Here is a 1,891-nt window from a genome sequence, read left to right as displayed (position 1 = left end):
CAGAAACTGTTAGTTTTTGACCGACATAAAGATAATTAGTATTGCTAATACCATTCAGTGAGGCTAAAGAGCTGACAGTTGTACTGTATGTTCTGGCGATCGAACTCAATGTATCACCAGATTTAACGGAATAAGTGCCATTACTGTTTGTTGAAGTTGAACTTGCTGTGCTTGAACTTTTAGCAGAACCAGAAACTGTTAACTTTTGACCGACATAAAGATAATTAGTATTGCTAATATCATTCAATGAGGCTAAAGAGCTGACAGTTGTACTGTATGTCCTGGCAATCGAACTTAATGTATCACCGGATTTGACGGTGTAAGTACCGCTACTATTAGTTGAAGTTGAGCTTGTTGAACTTGAACTACTTGTTGAGTTAGAAACACGCAGTTTTTGACCAATATAGATATAATTAGTATTACTGATATCGTTCAATGAAGCCAATGTGCTGACAGTTGTACTGTATGTTCTCGCGATCGAGCTTAAGGTATCACCGGATTTAACGGTGTAAGTACCGTTACTATTAGTTGAAGCTGAGCTTGTTGAACTTGAGCTGCTGGCGGAGTTAGAGATGCGTAGTGCCTGTCCAACATAGATATAGTTAGGGTTACTGATGTTATTCAACGAAACTAAAGTGTTAACAGTTGTACTGAATGTTCCAGCGATCGAGCTTAAGGTATCACCAGACTTAACGGTATAAGTACCACTACTGTTTGTTGTACTGGAGCTAGAACCGGATGTTGAACTTGAACTGCTGGCTTTCAAAACAAGCAGACTTTGTCCAACGTAGATAAAGTTTGCATTGCTGATGCTGTTTAGCGAAACTATTTTGCTAACCGTTGTGCTATAAGTACTTGCGATACCAGTTAAGGTATCACCAGATTTAACTGTGTAGTAAGTATCTTTGGTTGAACCTGTAGTGTTTGGTGTACTTGAAGAAGACTTGTCAGAATCGGTATCAACAACAACGCCTGTATATTTAAATGCCAGTTCATCCCAAGCATTTAAATCGTAAGTTGAAATGATCGATTTTAATTTTGATGCATAGCTAATATCAGTAGCATAACCATCTTGATAAATTTTTGTCGCAGCTGTACTAGAGTCCTTTTCACCGATCAAGTTGCTGTAGCGCGAATTGTCAGCCAGCAATTTGGCATGATCAACAATACTCTCGCTGTCATTATTGTAAGCCCTAAAGGTTGCATAGACTGTATGATAACTTCCGCTGTAGTATTCTTGTGTAGCAAGTGTAACAGTTTTTCCTGTCCATGAAGTGCCAGCTTTGATCCCAAACAGATTGTGATATTCACTAGCTAAACTTGACGTCCCCCAACCACTCTCAAGAATTGCTTGTGCAGCTGTCAAAGAAGGCAACACCTTATACTTAGTCCAGCTCTCAATTGAGCCCTCTAAAATTTGGTTCAAGAAATCAGCAACTTTTGTATTGTATTCCGCATTGTTCTCTTTTTTCAATGCCGCTATTTTTGTTGCTAATTCAGCTTTCAGTGCGTCCGCTGTTGTTGTAGCTGTTGTCGAAGTGGGGCTCACAGTAACAGCTTTTGTTGAAGTCGATGCGGCAACAGTGTTGTTAGTACTGGTCGAATTCTTTTTATCTGTGTTACTGCTTGCTTTGTCAGCCGAGCTTGAAGCATCACTGCTTGAAGATGAACTAACAGAATCAGCCGAACTACTTTTAGCAGCCGAGGTCGAGTCAGTAGTAGTCTTATCACTACTTGCCTTGTCAGCCGAGCTTGAAACATCACTGCTTGAAGATGAACTAACGGAATCAGCCGAGCTACTTTTAGCAGTCGAGGTCGAGTCAGTAGTAGTCTTATCACTGCTTGCTTTGTCAGCCGAGCTTGAAGCATCACTGCTTGAAGATGAACTAAC

2 protein-coding genes are annotated in these 1,891 nt (G+C 40.3%); one reads left to right on the top strand and one right to left on the bottom strand.

Features of this window, described 5'->3' with window-relative positions; translation table 11 throughout:
* The coding region (locus FD20_RS12445; RefSeq protein WP_162255664.1) for a LysM peptidoglycan-binding domain-containing protein at window positions 1-1,549 on the bottom strand (1,549 nt) is incomplete at its 3' end.
* Between FD20_RS12445 and FD20_RS13635 the strand changes: the two genes are divergently transcribed.
* The coding region (locus tag FD20_RS13635) for a hypothetical protein (RefSeq protein ID WP_162255663.1) at window positions 1,539-1,891 on the top strand (353 nt) is incomplete at its 3' end. The genes FD20_RS12445 and FD20_RS13635 overlap by 11 nt on opposite strands.

Origin of the sequence: Liquorilactobacillus uvarum DSM 19971, from assembly GCF_001434935.1 — a bacterium.
GTDB classification, from domain to species: domain Bacteria; phylum Bacillota; class Bacilli; order Lactobacillales; family Lactobacillaceae; genus Liquorilactobacillus; species Liquorilactobacillus uvarum.
The sequence above is the reverse complement of the archived record's forward strand: the minus strand, read 5'-3'. Positions and strand labels throughout refer to the sequence as shown.